A 16,482-nucleotide genomic window follows, 5' to 3' on the forward strand; every position below is an offset into this window, starting at 1 on the left:
GGTCCCCCGGACCGGTGGTGCGCGCTCGGGAACCGGACACTGCCTCACTATTCTGGACGCCTGCGGGCGACCGGGAGGGAGGCGGAGGGTGGACGAGCTTCCCATGGTGCTGGGCGTCGGAGCGCTGGTTCTGGTCGTCTCGGTCGTCGCGGTGCGGGTGTCCATCCGGCTCGGATTCCCGTCGCTGCTGCTGTATCTCGGAATCGGCGTCGTGCTCGGCGAAGCCGGGTTCGGCATCCGCTTCGACAATCCGGCGCTCACCCAGTCCCTCGGGCTCGCCGCGCTCGTCCTGATCCTCACCGAGGGCGGGCTCACCACGCGCTGGTCCGCGGTGAAACCCTCGCTGGGGCCCGGAATCCTGCTGTCCACAGTGGCCGTGGTGCTCAGCATCGCGGTCACCGGCGCGGCACTGCACTGGCTGCTCGGCCTCGACTGGCGGCTCGCCCTGCTGTGGGGCGCGGTCCTCGCGTCCACCGACGCCGCGGCGGTGTTCTCCGTGCTGCGCAGCGCCGGAGTCGGCAAACGGCTCGTCGGCGCGCTGGAGCTGGAATCCGGCATCAACGACGCGCCCGCCTACATCGCGGTCGTCGTGCTCGCGTCCGGCGAGGCGGTGGACTGGTCGCTGCCGCTGCTGGTGGTCTACGAACTGCTCACCGGTCTCGCGCTCGGTCTCGCGTTCGGCTGGCTGGGCGCGCAGGCGCTGCGCCGGGCCGCACTTCCCGCGACCGGCCTGTACCCGCTCGCCACGGTCGCGGTGTGCGTGCTCGCGTACTCCTCGGGACAGCTGGCGCACGCGTCCGGCCTGCTCGCCACCTACGTCGCCGGCCTGGTGCTGGGGAATTCCAAGCTGCCGCACCGGTCGGACACCCTGTCGTTCGCCGAAGGGCTCGGCTGGCTCGCGCAGATCGGGCTGTTCGTGCTGCTCGGGTTGTTCGCGTCGCCGACCCGGCTGCTCGAAGCGCTCATCCCGGGTCTGGTCGCGGGCGCGGTGGTGCTGTTGCTCGCGCGGCCGCTTTCGGTGGTCTTGTCGCTGCTGCCGTTCCGCTTGCCCTGGCGGGAACAGACGTTCCTGTCCTGGGCGGGGTTGCGCGGCGCGGTGCCGATCGTGCTCGCGATGATCCCGCTGTCCGAAGGCGTTCCCGGCGCACAGCGGCTCGTGGACGCGGTTTTCGTGCTCGTCATCGTGCTCACCGTGCTGCAGGGCGCGACGCTCAGCCCGCTCGCGCGGATCCTCGGGCTGGCGAAGGCGACGCAGGCGCACGAGATCGAGGTCGACTCCGCGCCGCTCGACGAACTCGGCGCGGAACTGCTGCAGGTGCGGATCCAGAAGGGGTCGAAGCTGCACGGCGTGTACCTGTCGGAGCTGCGGCTGCCCGCCGGCGCGACGGTCAGCCTCGTGGTCCGCGGCGGGACGGGCTTCACGCCGCAGAAAACGAGCCGTTTGCAGGTCGAGGACCAGCTTCTGGTGGTCACGACCGCCGCCGACCGCGACGCGACCGAACGGCGCATCCGGGCCGTGGACCGGGCCGGCCGTCTCGCCCGCTGGCGCGGGGAATCCGGAGCCTGACCCTCGCCGTCCTTTGTGGACTGGCCGTGTGACTGCCGTCTCAGATCACGAGACGGGGCTGGTTTCGCTCCCGGGGTTTCCGCTATCTTCGGTTCCAGGTCATGAGTGCCAGCGCGAAGCCCCGGCTTGCTGGCCGGCAACCCTCCTACCGCGGTGGGGTGCCCCGGGTGAGGACCAGGCCGGTCGCGCAGTGCGACGGGCAAGCGCGGGCCCCTCGCCGGGGTCCCCCGGAACGCCGAGGAGGCACCGTCATGACTCTCGCACTCGACCGGTCCACGGAAACTGCTGCCGCTGTTCCCGCCGTCGCTGGTGCGGCGCTGCGGGTCCCGCTGGTCACCGGCGGCGACATCGGCTACGCCAACCTCGACCACGCGGCCAGCGCGCCCTGTCTGGACGCGGTGCGTTCGGCGGTCGACGAGTTCCTTCCCTGGTACGCCAGCGTGCACCGCGGCGCGGGCTTCGCCTCGCAGGTCTCGACGCGGCTGTACGAGCGGACCCGGGACGTGCTGCGCCGGTTCGTGGACGCTCGAAACGGCGACTCGGTGATCTTCACCCGCAACACCACGGACGCGTTCAATCTGCTGGCAAAAGCGTTGCCGCGCAAGACTTCTGTCGTGGTCTTCGACAGCGAGCACCACGCGGCGCTGCTGCCGTGGCGAGGCCCGAACGTCCGGCGCGTGCAGCTGCCGCGAACCCGGCTCGCCGCGGTGTCCGTTGTGGACGAAGCGCTCGCCGAATGCCCGCAGGGACCGCGATTGGTGGTCGTCGCCGGAGCGTCCAATGTGACCGGTGAGCTGCTGCCGGTGGCCGAGATCGCCGCGGTGGCGCGGAAACACGGGGCCCGGGTCGCGCTGGACGCCGCGCAGCTCGCTCCGCATCGGCGGATTTCGGTGCGGGAGCTGGACGTCGACTACGTCGCGCTGTCCGGGCACAAGCTGTACGCGCCGTTCGGGGCTGGCGCGCTGATCGGGCGCGGCGACTGGCTGCGGGCGGCTGAGCCGTACCTGGCCGGCGGCGGTGCGACGAAACTGGTGACCGAGGAAGCCGTGGTGTGGAACTCCGGCGAGGAGCGGCACGAGGCCGGCTCGCCGAACACCGTCGGCGTGTATGCGCTCGGGGTGGCTTGCGAACAGCTGTCGGCGCACTGGGATGCCCTCCGGGCGCACGAGGCTGCCTTGCTGGAGCGGCTGCGCAAGGGGCTTGAGGGGTTGCCCGGTTTCGCCGAGTTGCGGTTCTTCGACGCACCGGTGGACCGCGTCGGCACGGTGAGCTTCGTGGTCGAGGGGTTCGAGCCCGGATGGCTGGCGGCGGTCCTGTCGGCGGAGTACGGAATCGGCGTGCGAGACGGCGCGTTCTGCGCCCACGTGGCCGCCCGGAGGCTCCTCCGCGAGGCCGGAAGCGAAGCCCAGCAGGCGGTCCGGGTGAGCCTCGGACTGGGAAACACCGAGGAGCACGTGGACCGGCTGGTACTGGCGCTGCGGCAGATCGTGGCCCGCGGGGCGCGGTGGGAGTACGCGAAGGTCGACGGCCGGTGGGCGCCGGTGGGGGACACTCGGGAGCTGCCGGGGTTTTGTGCCTGAGCGGTGTTTGATGGCGGTGTTTGATGGCGTCGGCTTCGCCGCCGCGGCGGGATCGCGGTGTTTAATGGCGTCGGCTCCGCCGCCGCGTGCGGGATCGCTTTTAAGCCGACGTTTGGGCTGAGCGGCGCGAGGGGCCTTCGGCCTGTCACGCCGCTCAGCCCAAACGTCGGCGCGATCCCGCGTTGGGGTCAAGTTGGTTCGTGTGGGCTGGGTGGGTCAGGTTGGTCGTGCGGGTGCGCGGGGCGAGTTGGCGTTGGCTGGCGGCGTGGATTGCTTCTTTGATTTCGCTTTCGGGGCGGCCCCAGCGTTGGTCCCACTCTTCGTCCAGGAGCCAGATTTGGGCTAGCGGCAGCTTGAAGACGCTGTCGGCGTAGTCGGTGTGGGCGATGACTGTGTGCAGGGCGGTCAGCAGCGCGCGCTCGGTGAGGTGGCCGTTGAGGAGCATCCGGGCCAGGTGATCAAGCGCGTTCTTGGCTGCGTCGGCCGCGGTGGGAATCGGGGTGTGGCAGTCGGCCAGGGCGGCTTCCGCGACGTCGTGGATTTCCCGCGGTTCGATGCGGGACAGGCCGGCCAGATGGCGCAGGTGCTCTCCGTCCTCGCCTTGAGCCAGCCAGTGGGCGGCCCAGAGGGGGAGGTCCTCGGTGGGGGAGAGGTCCAGAGCGATCCACGCCGCGGCGACGGCGCGCGTGGGGATCTCGGCGGGCATGGGCCGATGATGGCGGAAGCGGCGGGTGCGGGGCGACCGGATTCGGGCCGGGATCGGCTTGACGGCGATCCCGCACGCGGCGGCGGAGCCGACGCCATCAACACCGCCGCTGTGACCTGCTCGGGCGCGGTTGTGGACAATGGGGGAGTGAGCACTGATCCTTCGCCGTCCGAATCCGAGGTCGAGCCGCCTGCGGAACCGCCTGAGCAGGAGGCCGCCGAGGAGCGCGCGCCGCTGCCCAAGCGGCGGGTCTGGGTGGTGTTCGCGGTCGCGGCGCTGCTGTGGGCGATCGACTTGCTCACGAAGAACCTCGCCGTCGCCAATCTTGAGGGCAAGGAGCCAAAGCCGATCCTCGGCGGGCTGATCTACCTGCAGGTCACCCGCAATCCGGGGGCCGCGTTCTCGATGGCGACCGGCATGACCTGGGTGCTCGCGCTGGTCGCGATCGGCGTCGTGATCGCGATCGTGTGGATCTCGCGGCGGCTGCGGTCGGTCGGCTGGGCGGTCGGACTCGGGCTCGTGCTCGCCGGCGCGCTCGGCAACCTGACCGACCGGTTCTTCCGCGAGCCCGGACCGCTGCGCGGCCACGTCGTGGACTTCATCTCCGCGTTCGTGCCCAACGGCCAGGGCTTCGCGATCTTCAACATCGCCGACTCCGCGATCTGCGTCGGCGGCGCGCTGATCGTACTGCTGTCCCTGCTCGGCAAGGACTACGACGGCACCTCCGCCCGCGGCAAGAAGAAGGCGTCCGAGTGAGCGCGCGCATGCTGCCCGTCCCCGACGGGCTCGACGGGATGCGCGTCGACGCCGGGCTGGCGAAACTGCTCGGCCTGTCCCGCACCGCGGTCGCGGACCTGGCCGCGGCGGGCGACGTGCTCCTCGACGGCCGTCCGGCGGGCAAATCGGACCGGCTGACCGCGGGCGGGCTGCTCGAGGTGACGCTGCCGGAACCGGAGCGTCCGGCGGAAATCGTCGCGGAGCCCGTCGAAGGCATGAAGATCCTGCACGATGACGACGACATCGTGGTGCTTTCCAAACCGGTCGGCGTCGCCGTGCACCCGAGCCCGGGCTGGACCGGCCCGACGGTCGTGGGCGGGCTCGCCGCGGCCGGGCTGCGCATCTCGACCTCCGGCGCGGCCGAACGGCAGGGCGTCGTGCACCGGCTCGACGCGGGCACCACCGGGGTGATGGTGGTGGCCAAGAGCGAGCACGCGTACACCGTGCTGAAGCGGGCGTTCAAGGAACGCACCGTCGACAAGGGCTACCACGCCGTCGTCCAAGGCCACCCCGACCCGACGCGCGGCACCATCGACGCGCCGATCGACCGGCATCCGCGGCACGACTACAAGTTCGCGGTCGTCGCGGGCGGACGGCCGAGCGTCACGCACTACGAGGTGGTCGAGGCGTTCCGGGCGGCTTCGCTGGCGCACGTGAAGCTGGAAACCGGGCGCACCCACCAGATCCGCGTGCACTTCTCCGCGCTGCGCCACCCGTGCGCGGGCGACCTGACCTACGGCGCGGACCCGGTGCTGGCCCGCAAACTCGGCCTGACGCGGCAGTGGCTGCACGCGCGGACGCTCGGTTTCGCGCATCCGGCGGACGGCCGGTGGGTCGAGTTCGAAGCCGAGTACCCGGACGATCTGGCCGGTGCGCTGAAGATCCTGCGGGACGGGAACTGACGCCTCGTGCGTGCCGGTTCTCGCCGGCGTTGGCGCGTCCTAGTCGACGGCCCAGGTCAAGGTGCGCTCGTCCGGCTCCGGCCGCGGGCTCCAGCGCACCGCGACCACCCGGGTCGCGGCGGGGAGGACGTAGACGGTGTGCCCGCCGAGCGTCTCGCCCGGCTGCACACCGATCTTGTGCGGCGGCCGCGACGTCAGCGATACCGGCGCTTTCGCGATGGTTTCGCCGCTGTCGGTGACGAGCTCCAGGTAATTGTCCGGCAGCGACGCGAACGGGATCGGCCCGCGATTGGTGATCTCGGTGTGCACGACGACCGCCCGCTCGCTGTCCTCGAGCCGGTAGCCGGCCGCGCCGAAGAGGAAGTCGGCGGGATCCTGGACTTCCAGCAGCTGCACGGAAAGCTGCTCTCCTTCGAGCCCCTGGGACTGCATCGTCTCGCCGATCCGTCCCTTCTTGGCCTTCGCGGCGGCGGGCCGGGGCTCGTCGCCGCGAGCCCAGGACGCGGTCTGCGGAACGCCCCACGTGCTGACGACCGGATCCGGAGCCGGGTACGGCCCCGAAGGTCCATTGTGGACATTCGGCACCCCGGTCTGCGCGGGCGAGTACGCGCCGGACGGGATTCCGTTCGGGCCAGGCGGATACGCGCCGGAGACGCCGGGCATCCCGGCCGGTCCGGGGGAGTACGCGCCGGACGGCGCCGGACCCTGCTGCCCGGTCTGTCCGGTCTGCCCGGGCGGGTAGGCACCGGACGCGCCCGGTCCAGGCATGCCGTGCTGGCCCGGCCCGGCGGGAATCCCGGTTTGCCCCGGCGGGTACGCGCCGGAGGTTCCGGGGCCGGGCATGCCGTGCTGGCCCGGCGGGTGCGGTCCGGAGTGCCCCGGCATTCCGGCGGATTCGGGACCGGGGATCCCGGACGGCCCGGGAGCGTGCGGACCGGAGACACCGGGAGAGCCCATTCCGGAGCCCTGGCCACCGGGCATCCCGGGAGCGCCGCTCCGGACGGGAACTCCCGCCGAAGCCGGACCGTTCGGCATCGCTCCGGGCGCCGCGGCGGGACCTGAGGGCGTCGCGCCCGGACCCGACGGCATCCCGCCCGGACCCGACGGCATCCCGCCCGGACCCGACGGCATCCCGCCCGGACCCGACGGCATCCCGCCCGGGTTCGGCCCGGCCGCCGCGGGCAACGGCGCGGACCCGGGTCCTCCGGGATACCCGCCCCCGGGAGCCTGCGGACGCTGCCACGACGCCGGAGCCCCGGAAATCGCCGCGCGAAGCCCGTTCGGATCGCTCTCGACCCCGACCAGCAGCGGCAACCCGCTCCCGGACAGCGCCACCAGCCGGTACGCGACCTCCCGCGGGTCCATCCCGACCTTCGCCGCCAGCTCGTGCACAGCCGCCTTGCCCAGCTCGGCGAGCGCGGCGAGCAGGCGGATGTCGGCGGGATCGGTCACGGCCACTCCGGCAACGCTACCGCCTCGCCCGCTCGGCCCGGCCGCACCACCGCGCCCGGCGTGCCCCGCACCACCGCGACGACCGGCGGGCCGCAGGTGCTTCTCCGCTGCCGGAAGCTCTTTCCGACCGAGCCTTCCCGGCCGGCAGAGGCGGAACCTGCCTGGGCGAATCGCGGGTCGAGGGGCGCTGGCGTGCTGGTCCGGCGGATGTTGCGGGAGCGACTCGCGCCACCGGAGGCCACCGCACCGTTCGGCACATCGCGGGCCGCCGGGTTGCAGGCGAAGTGGTCCAGCTGGTGATCCCACGCCGGTCGGTGAATCCCAGCAACGCCACGGCCGCTCGGCCTATCCGCGCCGAACCCCGCGCCGCGGCGCAGGCTGGTAACCGCCCGACGCGGTGCCGCGAGTTCCGCCCCCCGGTACGCCTGGCCGAGAGACCGGCCGGCCGAGACACGGGCGTCCTCGCCCCCGTCTCGATTAGGGTCGGTTCCAGCACCCGCTCCGACTGCCCTGGGGGTCCACGCCGATGTCCGTCGTTTCCGATCTCGCCGACGAGCTCGTCGAGCTGTCGTTCGACCGCGAACCGCTCGACGCCGCCATTCTCGGCATCCGGCCGGACGCGCCGGGGCTCGGCGATCCGTCGGCCGCGGCGGAGGCGGCGTTCCGCGAGAAGCTCGCCGGGCTCCGGGAGCGGGCCGAGGCGATCGACCCGGCCGGGCTCGACGCGGTCGACCGCGTCACGCGCGACGTGCTGCTCAGCACCATCGACGGGAACCTCGACCGGATGGACAGCCGGGTCGTCGACTTCACCGTCACCGACCTGTTCGTCGGGCCCGCCTCCGGCCTGCTGTCCGCGCTGCCGATGGTCACCGTCACCGCGGAAACCGCGGAGGCGCATCTCGGCCGGCTCCGCGAGATCCCGGAGTACCTCCGCGCCGTCGCGCAACGCCACCGCGCCGGCATCGCGGCGGGGCTCGTGCCGATCGAACGCCTGGTCAAGGCCGCGATCGCGCACCTCGACCGCTACCTCGCCGAGCCCGAGAACGACCCGCTGCTGCGCCAGCCCGCCCCGGACGACGAGTTCGCCGCCCGCCGCGAGGAAATCCTCCGCGACCTCGCCCGGCCCGGCTTCCGCGAGTACCGCGACTTCCTCGAAGCCGAAGTCCTCCCGCACGGCCGCCCGGACGACAAGGCCGGCGTCTCCTGGCTGCCCGGCGGCGACGAGATCTACGCCCGCCTCGCCCGCGCGCACACCAGCAGCGACCGCACCCCGCAGGAACTGCACGACACCGGCCTCGCGATCATCGCCGGCCAGGTCGAGCAGTACCAGGCGCTCGGCGAGCGCGTGTTCGGCACGCGCGAGCTGCCGGAGATCTTCGAGCGGCTGCGCACCGACCCGAAGCTCCGCTGGACGAGCGCGGACGACCTCCTCGAAACCGCCCGCACGGCGATCTCCCGCGCCGCGGCCGAGGCGCCGAACTGGTTCGGGCACGTCCCGGAGCACCCGTGGACCGTGGAGGCGGTGCCGGAGGACTCCGCGCCCGGCGCGCCCCCGGCGTACTACATGCCGCCCGCCGCGGACGGGTCCCGCCCGGGCGTCTACTTCGCGAACACCCACCAGGCCACCGAGCGCTTCCGGCACACCGCCGAGGTCATCGCGTTCCACGAGGCGATCCCGGGCCACCACTTCCAGCTCAGCACCGCGCTCGACCTCGCCGACCTGCCGCTGCTGCGCCGGATCGGCAACTTCACCGCGTACGCCGAGGGCTGGGGCCTCTACACCGAGCGCCTCGCCGACGAGATGGGCCTGTACTCCGACGACGTGTCGCTGCTCGGCATGCTGACGATGGAGTCCATGCGGGCCGGACGGCTGGTCGTCGACACCGGCATGCACGCGCTGGGCTGGAGCCGCCAGCAGGCGGTCGACTACCTGCTGGAGCACACGCCGATGGCGCGGGTCGAGATCGAGTCCGAGGTCGACCGGTACCTCGGCTACCCGGGCCAGGCGCTCGCGTACATGGTGGGACGGCTGGAAATCGAGCGGCTGCGCAAGCAGGCCGAGCAGCGGCTCGGCAGCCGGTTCGACGTCAAGGCCTTCCACGACACGGTTCTCTCCGGCGGCTCCCTGCCGCTGTCGGTGCTGGACGCCGTGGTCACCGAGTGGGTGGGCGGCCACGGCGACACCGTCGCCGGCCTGGCGGACGAGCTGGTCGAGCTGGACTTCGAGCGGGAACCGCTGGAGCGCACCGTCCTCGGCCTGCCCGGCGACCACACGAAGCTCGCCGACCCGAGTCTCGCCGCCGCCGAGCGCGACCGGGCCCGGTACGCCGCGATCGCCGAGCGCGCCGACGCGATCGACCCGGCCGGGCTGACCCCGTCCGAGGTCATCACCCGCGAGGTGGTGCGCACGCACGCCCGCGGCGCGATCGACACGATCGACTCGCGCCTGTCCGGCTTCGCGGTCAGCGACGGGTTCAGCTCGCCCGCGCTGAACCTGATGACCATCCTTCCCGCGCTGACCCCGGAGGACGCGGGCAAGGCGCGCGATTACCTCACGCGGCTGGCGGCGATCGGCGGCTACCTCGACGCGGTGATCGAGGCGCAGCGGACGACCGTCGCGGACGGGTTCGCGCCGCCGGACTTCCTGGTGCGCATCGGGATCGAGTACGTAGAGCGGTACCTCGCGAACGAAGACGGCGACCCGTTCCGCGTCACGCCGGCGGTCGAGGTCGAGGGCTTCGCCGCGGAATGCGACCGGCTGCTCGCCGAGGTCGTGCGGCCGGCGTACCGGCGCTACCGCGACTTCCTCGCCGAGGAGGTGCTGCCGGTGTCCAAGACCGACAGCCAGCCGGGCATCGGCCACCTGCCGGGCGGGCTGGAGAAGTACCAGGGCCTGATCCGCGCGCACACCACCACCGACCGCACCGCGCAGGAGCTGCACGAAACCGGTCTGCGGATGGGCGAAAAGCTCGCCGAGGAGTACCGCGAACTGGGCTCCCGCGTGTTCGGCACCGGAGAACTGCGCGAGATCTTCGACCGGCTCCGCACCGACCCGGAGCTGCGCTGGCGCGACGGCGAGGAGTTGCTGGAGGGCGCGCGCACGGCCATCGGCCGGGCGGAAACCGTGGCGCCGCAATGGTTCTCCCGGGTGCCGGAGGCGAAGTGCGCGGTCGAGCCGGTCCCGGAGGCGGACGCGGCGAGCGGCACCATCGCCTACTACCTGCAGGCGGCGTTCGACGGTTCCCGGCCCGGCACGTACTACGCGAACACCTACGAAGCGAGTTCGCGGCCCCGGTTCACCAGCGAGGGGATCGCCTTCCACGAAGCCGTTCCGGGACACCACTTCCAGCTCACCTTCGCGCAGGAACTCACCGATCTGCCGCTGCTGCGCCGGATCGCGCCGTTCAACGCCTACATCGAAGGCTGGGGCCTGTACGCGGAGCGGCTCGCCGACGAGATGGGTCTGTACTCCGACGACATCGCCCGCTTCGGCATGCTCGCCCAGGACTCGATGCGGGCCGGCCGGCTCGTGGTCGACACCGGGCTGCACGCGCTGGGCTGGACCCGCCAGCAGGCGGTCGACTACCTGGTGGAGCACACGCCGATGGCGAAGATGGAGATCGAGGCGGAGATCGACCGGTACGTCGCGAATCCGGGCCAAGCGCTGAGCTACATGGTGGGACGGCTGGAAATCCAGCGCGTCCGCGCCGATGCCGAGCGGGCGCTGGGCGAGCGGTTCGACATCCGCGCGTTCCACGACGTCATCCTGGGCAACGGGATTCTCCCGCTGTCCGCATTGGACACCGTGGTCGGCGCGTGGATCGCGGAGGCGTCCGCGTGACCTGGCTCGACCTTCCGGCGGACACCCTCTTCGGCCTCGACAACCTGCCCTACGGCGTCTTCTCGCACGGCGAGCGGACCCGCCGGGCCGGCGTCGCGGTCGGAGACCAGGTGCTCGACCTGACCGCGGCGGCCGAGGGGGAGTCCTTCGGCCGCCTGCTCGACTCCGGCGTGCTGAACCCGTTCCTCGCCGCCGGCCCGGACACCTGGGCCGACGTGCGGGCGCGGGTCCGCGGATGGCTCACCGAACCGCGCCACGCCGGCCGGATCCGGCCGCATCTGGTGCCCCGCGACGAAATCACCAGCCACCTGCCCGTGGAGGTCGCGGACTACGTCGACTTCTACTCCAGCGAACAGCACGCGCTCAACGCCAGCCGCATCTTCACCGGCGGGGACGATCTGGTGCCGGCGAACTGGAAACACCTGCCGATCGGCTACCACGGCCGCGCCGGCACGGTCGTCGTGTCCGGCACGCCGGTGGTCCGCCCGGCGGGGCAACGGAAACCGCGGCGCGCGACCGAACCGTCGTTCGGCGCGGCCAAACGGCTCGACTTCGAGGCCGAGGTCGGGTTCGTCGTCGGCGTGGGCTCGGAACTGGGCAAGCCGGTGCCGATCGACGAGTTCCCCCGCCACGTGTTCGGGGTCTGCCTGGTCAACGACTGGTCGGCGCGCGACCTGCAGGGCTGGGAATCGCAGCCGCTCGGGCCGTTCCTCGGCAAATCGTTCGCCACGTCCGTGTCGCCGTGGCTGGTCCCGCTCGCCGCGCTGGAGCACGCCCGGGTGCCGCAGCCCGCGCAGGACCCGGAGCCGTTCGAGTACCTGCGCGCGGCGCGACCGTGGAGCCTGGACGTGACGCTGGAAATCCGGATCAACGGCCATCTCGTGTCCAGCCCGCCGTTCGCCACGCAGTACTGGACGGCCGCGCAGCAGCTCGCGCATCTCACCGTGAACGGCGCGAACCTGCGCACCGGCGACCTGTACGCGTCCGGCACGGTCACCGGCCCGGCGAAGGACCAGCGCGGCTCGCTGCTGGAGCTGAGCTGGGGCGGGCGCGAACCGCTCGGGCTCGGCGGACAGACCCGGGAGTTCCTGGAGGACGGCGACGAGGTCGTCATCACCGCCTCCGCCCCAGGTCCGGGCGGGTCCCGGATCGGGTTCGGCGAGGTGCGCGGCACGGTCGCGCCCGCCGTGATGTGACCCGCGCCGTAGCGGCGGCACCCGAACGGCCGCATAATGAGCAAACGCTTAGTCACAGTCGACCGGCACGGGAATGAGGGATCGATGAGGATCGGCACCGGCGTCAGCTACTCGGGCGGGTTCGCCGAAAGCGTCGCGGACATCGTGGAGCTGGAACGGGTCGGGCTGGACATCGTGTTCGTCCCCGAGGCCTACAGCTTCGACGCGGTGAGCCAGCTCGGCTACCTCGCCGCGAAGACCGAGCGCGTCGGCCTGATGTCGGGCATCTTCCAGATCTACACCCGCACCCCGAGCCTCACCGCGATGACCGCGGCCGGGCTGGACTTCGTGTCCGACGGCCGGTTCACCCTCGGCCTCGGCGCGTCCGGCCCGCAGGTCATCGAGGGTTTCCACGGCGTGAAGTACGACGCGCCGATCGGCCGCACCCGCGAGATCATCGAGATCTGCCGCCAGGTGTGGCGGCGCGAGCGCGTCGTGCACGACGGCAAGCACTACACGATCCCGCTGCCCGCCGACCAGGGCACCGGCCTCGGCAAGCCGCTCAAGCTGATCAACCACCCGGTGCGCGAGCGGATCCCGGTCGTGCTCGCCGCGCTCGGGCCGAAGAACGTCGCGCTCGCCGCCGAGGTCGCCGAGGGCTGGCAGCCGATCTTCTTCCACCCGGAGAAGGCCGCCGACGTCTGGGGAGCCTCGCTGGCCGAGGGCAAGGCCAAACGGGACCCGCAGCTGGGCGAACTGGACGTGTTCGCCGCGCCGCCGCTGGCCATCGGCGACGACGTCGACCACCTGCTGGACTGGGTGCGCCCGGTGTTCGCGCTGTACATCGGCGGGATGGGCGCGCGCGGCAAGAACTTCTACAACACGCTGGCCTGCAACTACGGCTACGAGGCCGAGGCCAAGAAGATCCAGGACCTCTACCTCGACGGCAAGAAGGAAGAAGCCGCCGCGGCGGTCCCGGCGGAGCTGCTGCGCGCCACGTCGCTGGTCGGTCCGGCGGGGTTCGTGAAGGAGCGGCTGGCGGCGTTCAAGGAGGCCGGGGCGACGACGCTCGCGGTCAACCCGCTGCAGCCCGGACGCGAGGCGCGAGTGGCCGCGGTCGCCAAGCTGAAGGAGCTGCTCGGATAGGTCCGCTATGATGCGGGCCTCGGGAGTGTGAAAAAACCGCACTTCGGGTCGATGCCGCCGTCGAAATGCCGTCAACTCTCCGCGCGGGGCGCGAATTCGGGAGTAAGAACGGGTTCAACGGGGAATCCGGGCGGGGCGAAAGCGAGGTAGACCGGGCTGTGCACAGAATCGAAGGACCCGCCGCTGCGGTACTGGACGTCGGATCGTTCAGCGCCCGTCTCGTCGTGCTCGAACCCGGCGGATCCCCGATCGACCCGGCCTTGACGCACCAGACCCGGCTGCGGCTGGACCGCGAACTCGACGACGACGGACGGCTCAGCAAGTGCGGCATCGCGGCCATCGCGAAGGCCGTCGCGAACGGGATGGACTGCGCCCGCGAACACGGCGTCAAAGACGTGTTTCCGCTGGCCACGTCGTCGATCCGGGACGCGGTCAACTCCCGCGAGGCGGTCCGTGAGGTCGCCCGGGAAACCGGGGTGGAACTGCGGTTCCTGTCCGGTCGCCGGGAGGCGGAGCTGACCTACGTCGGCGCGCGCCGCTGGTACGGCGCGTCCGGCGGTCCGCTGCTGGCGCTCGACATCGGCGGCGGCACGGTCGAGCTGTCCGCCGGGGCCGGCGAACAGGCCACTTTCGCGCGGTCGCTGCCGCTGGGCGCCCGGTCGGTCACTCGCGACTGGCTGCCCGCCGAACCGCCGGTGCGCAGCAAGCAAGTGCGTGCACTCCGTGACCACGTGCTGGAGGAAGTCGCCGCCGCCCTGGGCGACGTGAAGGCCGAGCTGGCCGAACACCGGGTCGTCGGCTGCTCGAAGGTGCTGCGGCAGCTGGCCCGGCTGGCCGGCGACCGCCCGGGCAAGGCCCGCGAACTGCACCTGGACGACGTGCGCGCGTGGATTCCGCGGCTGTCGGCGATGCCGTTCGCCCGGCGGGCGCAGCTGCCGGGGATTTCGCGGCAGCGGGCGCAGCAGGCACTCGGCGGCGCGGTGGTCGCCGAAGCCCTGCTGACGGTCGCGGGCGGGAAGATGACGATCTGCCCGTGGTCGACCCGCGACGGGCTGCTGCTGACGCTGCTGGACCAGCTCACCGACGCGACCGGCAAGCAGCGTTCGCGTCCGGCCGCGTGAACTCCCTGGTGCGCGGGCGGTAAACCGGGTATCCCGGAGACATGACCCCGCGCAGCGAATTCCTTCCCCGCGACCGCTCCGAGGACGACGACGAGGAAACGCCGTTCCCAGCGCGCCGGAAACGCGAGCTGCCGGAGCCGGACGAACTGCCCGGCGAGGTCGCGAACGCGCCGGGGCCGGACCTGAGCCCCTCCCGGACCGACGAGGTGCCGCGGGTGCCGGGGACGGACGAAACGCCGTCGTGAGCGGCGATGCCGGTGAGAACAGGAGTACGGCGTTGGTTACAAATTGTGACCAGCGCAGTCGCCGGCTCTGACAAGGCCGGACGCCTCGGATCCGTCGCCGTTCGTGCGGGGCTTGTGGGAATCGATGGCGATCAGCGGGTTTCACGAGTACTGCCCGGGCGCTGATTTGGCGGGTCGCGGTGATCCTTCTGTCTACTCATGCTCCGCGAGATGACCGTGACCGGGAAACCATTGTCCGGCATGAAAAGCGCCGAGCTGCGCGGCATTCTCAGCGATCTTCTGGTGACGGAGTCGGCTCGACGTCGGCTGCGCATCGACGTTCAGCGCGCGCCGGACGCGCAGCCCCCGGCGACGGCTTCGCGCCTGGAGTTGGTGCGGACGCTCGCGCAGCGACCATCCATTGTGGTCACGCATCCCGCCACGGAACGGAGCCGGGCAACTGTCCGGTGCGGACGAACTCGCGGAGCGCCGAGACCACCTGGGCGACCGGCAGGCCGCTTCCGGCTGGGAAGTCCGCTTCGGAGGGGATGGCGGGCGATTCGGGGTCGCCGTCGGTGATGAAGTATCCAGCGTCACCGGCGTATTGCAAGTAGCCCCACGTGTCGGTCAGGTGGACGTCGAGCACGGTTTCGGCGGACTGGATCGAGCCGGTGTCGGCCCACGGCTGGGCAAGCAGTTCGGCCAGCCGCGTCACGTCCGCGTCGGTGGCGAGGGTGATGGACTCGCCGCTGTGCTCGCCGTCGCGGTAGGTGGGGACGCTCGCGGTGAGGGTCATTGCTGCTGCTCCGTTTCGGTGCCGGTGTACTCGGATACGGTGCCATCGGGTTGCTCGACGCGCAGACGCGCCCCGGGCGGCAAGAACCGGGCTAGGTATTTGTCGCAGGTGAACGGCGCTTCCCGGTCGAACTCGCGGGTGCCGCACACTTGCCGGTCGATCACCACGGTTTCGTCCCGCAGCCCTTGTTCCCGCATCGCCATCGCGATTTTCACCTCGATGTGGGTGGCCAGCCGGGCCGCCGGACGCGGCGCGTGGCCCTCGGCGACGAACCGGGCCGCCGACTCGTATCCGTCGTCGCCCCGGCCGCTGGCGACCGGGACCGAGGACCCGTCCGAGCGCACCCACTCGCCTTGCGCCTGGCCGCCCGCGACCTCCGCCCGTCCGACCCGGGCTCGTGCTTGCGCGACCCGTTCCGCGCGGGCCGGCGGGTCCGGCGGGGGCTTGCCGGTCGGCTCGGCTACCCCGAGCGTCCCGAGGTAGCCGGTGAGCAACTGTTCCGCTCGCCCAGTAGCGGCGTGGCATTCCCCGACGCCGGTCGTCAGGGTCTCGGCGAGCGCGGGCAATTGGGCCGCCGCGGGATCGTGGGTGCCCTCGACCGCCTGCCCCCACAACGCGGTGACTTCGCCGATCAAGCCGTGACCGACCGCAAGTGCGGTCCGGGCGGTTGCGATGAGCGCGAGACCTCGGCGCACGTGCGCGGCTAGTTCCTCGACCGATGTCGCGCAACCCCCTTACGTGCCAGTGGAACCCGGCCGGTACGGAGCGTGTCGGGGAACGTCCCCACCAGCCGGGAGTCTCAGGGAAGAGCTCGGGGCGTCGGCACCACGGTGAGGCACGCCGTGCACGGCATCCCGGCGGGCCCGTCGAGCCATTCGAGGTCGCCGGACCAGAAGGCGGCACCGCAGAACGCGAGGACACGCCACGGGTATTTCTCCGGTTCGGCGAACAGATGCGTCACGTGTCGCGTCTCGCCGACCGTGCGCAGCAACGGCCGCGCCATGATGATCCGCGAGGTCATCGTCTGCCCCTCGCCCTCGCCCCGGTCCATGCCCTCTACCTTCGGAACCAGCGCCACCGATGAACAGACATTCGCCGTCTACCGTCGTCTACAGTCAATGGCGGGCATGCGGGGGGGGTGTCCCTATGTTGTTGTCAAGCGGCAGCGGGGGTACTGGTCGGTTCGGGGTGCCGG

Annotated in this window: 15 protein-coding genes and 1 riboswitch; of the genes, 9 read left to right on the forward strand and 6 right to left on the reverse strand. The window is 71.8% G+C overall.

The features are described from left to right. The first annotated feature begins 88 nt into the window (after positions 1-88). Together L942_RS33370 and L942_RS33375 are read left to right on the forward strand one after the other, a co-directional pair. Entirely contained in the window at positions 89-1,567 is a 1,479-nt protein-coding gene (locus L942_RS33370; protein ID WP_037367949.1) for a potassium/proton antiporter, read from the forward strand. Between the two features lie 97 nt (positions 1,568-1,664). Continuing rightward, positions 1,665-1,779, forward strand: a riboswitch (SAM riboswitch). A 39-nt stretch (positions 1,780-1,818) separates the two neighbouring features. Then, a complete protein-coding gene (locus L942_RS33375) occupies positions 1,819-3,147 on the forward strand; it encodes an aminotransferase class V-fold PLP-dependent enzyme (RefSeq protein WP_037367950.1) in 1,329 nt (442 codons plus the stop codon). A 154-nt stretch (positions 3,148-3,301) separates the two neighbouring features. Here L942_RS33375 and L942_RS42275 read toward each other — a convergent pair whose 3' ends face one another. Beyond that, positions 3,302-3,853: a hypothetical protein gene (locus L942_RS42275; RefSeq protein WP_051166422.1), complete on the reverse strand. Its 552-nt coding sequence runs from the start codon at positions 3,851-3,853 to the stop codon at positions 3,302-3,304. Positions 3,854-4,000: 147 nt separating this feature from the next. Here L942_RS42275 and lspA point away from each other — a divergent pair, with 147 nt between their 5' ends. Continuing rightward, positions 4,001-4,609 (forward strand): signal peptidase II, encoded by a 609-nt coding sequence (lspA, locus tag L942_RS33385; protein WP_037367965.1) that lies wholly within the window; start codon positions 4,001-4,003, stop codon positions 4,607-4,609. Next, entirely contained in the window at positions 4,606-5,532 is a 927-nt protein-coding gene (locus L942_RS33390) for an RluA family pseudouridine synthase (RefSeq protein WP_106965134.1), read from the forward strand. The genes lspA and L942_RS33390 overlap by 4 nt, the downstream gene beginning before the upstream one ends. A 39-nt stretch (positions 5,533-5,571) precedes the next feature. Here the strand turns inward: L942_RS33390 and L942_RS33395 are convergent, their stop codons facing one another. Next, complete coding sequence (locus L942_RS33395; protein WP_235079561.1) at positions 5,572-6,513, reverse strand: AsnC family protein; 942 nt, start codon at positions 6,511-6,513, stop codon at positions 5,572-5,574. 997 nt (positions 6,514-7,510) lie between these two features. Between L942_RS33395 and L942_RS45670 the strand changes: the two genes are divergently transcribed. The 5 genes from L942_RS45670 to L942_RS33420 all read left to right on the forward strand — a co-directional run bounded on the left by L942_RS45670 (position 7,511) and on the right by L942_RS33420 (position 14,512). Beyond that, positions 7,511-10,825 carry a DUF885 domain-containing protein gene (locus L942_RS45670; RefSeq protein ID WP_037367952.1) on the forward strand — a complete coding sequence of 1,105 codons (3,315 nt, stop codon included), beginning with the start codon at positions 7,511-7,513 and terminating at the stop codon, positions 10,823-10,825. Continuing rightward, on the forward strand, positions 10,822-12,021 hold the full coding sequence (fahA, locus tag L942_RS45675; protein ID WP_051166423.1) for a fumarylacetoacetase: 1,200 nt from the start codon (positions 10,822-10,824) through the stop codon (positions 12,019-12,021). The genes L942_RS45670 and fahA overlap by 4 nt, the downstream gene beginning before the upstream one ends. An 84-nt stretch (positions 12,022-12,105) precedes the next feature. After that, positions 12,106-13,146, forward strand: a complete 1,041-nt coding sequence (locus L942_RS33410; protein WP_037367956.1) for an LLM class F420-dependent oxidoreductase — start codon at positions 12,106-12,108, stop codon at positions 13,144-13,146. A 158-nt stretch (positions 13,147-13,304) separates the two neighbouring features. After that, complete coding sequence (locus L942_RS33415) at positions 13,305-14,267, forward strand: Ppx/GppA phosphatase family protein (RefSeq protein WP_037367958.1); 963 nt, start codon at positions 13,305-13,307, stop codon at positions 14,265-14,267. A 41-nt stretch (positions 14,268-14,308) separates the two neighbouring features. Continuing rightward, positions 14,309-14,512 (forward strand): hypothetical protein, encoded by a 204-nt coding sequence (locus L942_RS33420; RefSeq protein WP_037367959.1) that lies wholly within the window; start codon positions 14,309-14,311, stop codon positions 14,510-14,512. A 192-nt stretch (positions 14,513-14,704) separates the two neighbouring features. On the opposite strand, the gene L942_RS44610 is transcribed toward L942_RS33420, so the two are convergent. The 4 genes from L942_RS44610 to L942_RS33435 form a co-directional block, all read right to left on the reverse strand. Further along, on the reverse strand, positions 14,705-14,926 hold the full coding sequence (locus L942_RS44610) for a hypothetical protein (protein WP_158684573.1): 222 nt from the start codon (positions 14,924-14,926) through the stop codon (positions 14,705-14,707). Further along, entirely contained in the window at positions 14,919-15,287 is a 369-nt protein-coding gene (locus tag L942_RS33425; protein ID WP_037367960.1) for an Imm1 family immunity protein, read from the reverse strand. Before L942_RS33425 ends, L942_RS44610 begins: the two co-directional genes overlap by 8 nt. Continuing rightward, positions 15,284-15,922, reverse strand: coding sequence for a DddA-like double-stranded DNA deaminase toxin (locus L942_RS33430; RefSeq protein WP_158684574.1), 639 nt, complete (start codon positions 15,920-15,922; stop codon positions 15,284-15,286). The genes L942_RS33425 and L942_RS33430 overlap by 4 nt, the downstream gene beginning before the upstream one ends. A gap of 164 nt (positions 15,923-16,086) precedes the next feature. Further along, positions 16,087-16,338, reverse strand: a complete 252-nt coding sequence (locus tag L942_RS33435) for a hypothetical protein (RefSeq protein WP_235079559.1) — start codon at positions 16,336-16,338, stop codon at positions 16,087-16,089. Between the last annotated feature and the right edge of the window lie 144 nt (positions 16,339-16,482).

The sequence above is a fragment of the Amycolatopsis orientalis DSM 43388 genome, from assembly GCF_000411975.1.
Lineage (GTDB): Bacteria > Actinomycetota > Actinomycetes > Mycobacteriales > Pseudonocardiaceae > Amycolatopsis > Amycolatopsis orientalis_D.

What these genes read in the sequence shown, in the direction of transcription:
- L942_RS42275 (WP_051166422.1), bottom strand. Translation starts at nt 3,853, where the DNA reads ATGCCCGCCGAGATCCCCACGCGCGCCGTCGCCGCGGCGTGGATCGCT.
- L942_RS45670 (WP_037367952.1), top strand. Translation starts at nt 7,511, where the DNA reads ATGTCCGTCGTTTCCGATCTCGCCGACGAGCTCGTCGAGCTGTCGTTC.
- L942_RS33375 (WP_037367950.1), top strand. Translation starts at nt 1,819, where the DNA reads ATGACTCTCGCACTCGACCGGTCCACGGAAACTGCTGCCGCTGTTCCC.
- L942_RS33425 (WP_037367960.1), bottom strand. Translation starts at nt 15,287, where the DNA reads ATGACCCTCACCGCGAGCGTCCCCACCTACCGCGACGGCGAGCACAGC.
- L942_RS33435 (WP_235079559.1), bottom strand. Translation starts at nt 16,338, where the DNA reads ATGGACCGGGGCGAGGGCGAGGGGCAGACGATGACCTCGCGGATCATC.
- L942_RS33420 (WP_037367959.1), top strand. Translation starts at nt 14,309, where the DNA reads ATGACCCCGCGCAGCGAATTCCTTCCCCGCGACCGCTCCGAGGACGAC.
- L942_RS44610 (WP_158684573.1), bottom strand. Translation starts at nt 14,926, where the DNA reads ATGCGTGACCACAATGGATGGTCGCTGCGCGAGCGTCCGCACCAACTC.
- L942_RS33410 (WP_037367956.1), top strand. Translation starts at nt 12,106, where the DNA reads ATGAGGATCGGCACCGGCGTCAGCTACTCGGGCGGGTTCGCCGAAAGC.
- L942_RS33395 (WP_235079561.1), bottom strand. Translation starts at nt 6,513, where the DNA reads ATGCCCGGTGGCCAGGGCTCCGGAATGGGCTCTCCCGGTGTCTCCGGT.